A 678-nucleotide genomic window follows, 5' to 3' on the forward strand; every position below is an offset into this window, starting at 1 on the left:
TATCACACCGATCATATTTACAAACTGCTCAAGAAGCGTGGGTTTAGCTGGATCACAAGCCGTTCTAAGCACCCAAAGCAGTCAAAAGAAAGCCAAGAGGCTTTTAAAAAAGTTCCAAGTGGAAACGATCCTTCACACCCCAGGACATCTCCCTTTAGATCGCATTGATGTGTGGTTTCAAGATGAAGCACGGTTTGGACAACAAAATCAAACAACACGCTTATGGGCTGAAACAGGCTCTAGGCCTCGCGCAACAAAACAACAGCAGTTTGAGTATGGATACTTATTTGGTGCAGTGTGCCCAAGTAATGGTAAAACAGAAGCGCTGATCAGCCCTATCGTCAATAAAGACGTCATGACGCAACACATGGAATTAATATCAAAAGCCACGGAGGTAGGACGTCATGCGGTCGTGATCGTTGATGGCGCTGGTTGGCATACTATTGATACTGTAAAACCATTCAATAATGTCACGCTAATAAAACTTCCGCCTTACTCCCCGGAGTTAAATCCAATAGAGCAAGTATGGAGTTGGATACGGCAACACTGTTTATCTAATCGTGTGTTTAGTGGTTATGAAGAAATAGTCGAACAGGTTTCGCAAGCGTGGAATAAATTCATTTCTGTTCCTGATACGGTTAAAAGCATATGCTCTAGAGACTGGATAAAATTGACTTA

At 42.6% G+C, this 678-nt stretch carries 1 pseudogene; it reads left to right on the top strand.

What is annotated here, in order from left to right:
* Positions 1 to 678 (top strand): annotated as a pseudogene (locus H5154_RS22980) (IS630 family transposase); the annotation flags it as partial.

This window comes from Pseudoalteromonas sp. SR44-5, assembly GCF_014163675.1.
Classification (GTDB): Bacteria; Pseudomonadota; Gammaproteobacteria; order Enterobacterales; family Alteromonadaceae; genus Pseudoalteromonas; species Pseudoalteromonas rhizosphaerae.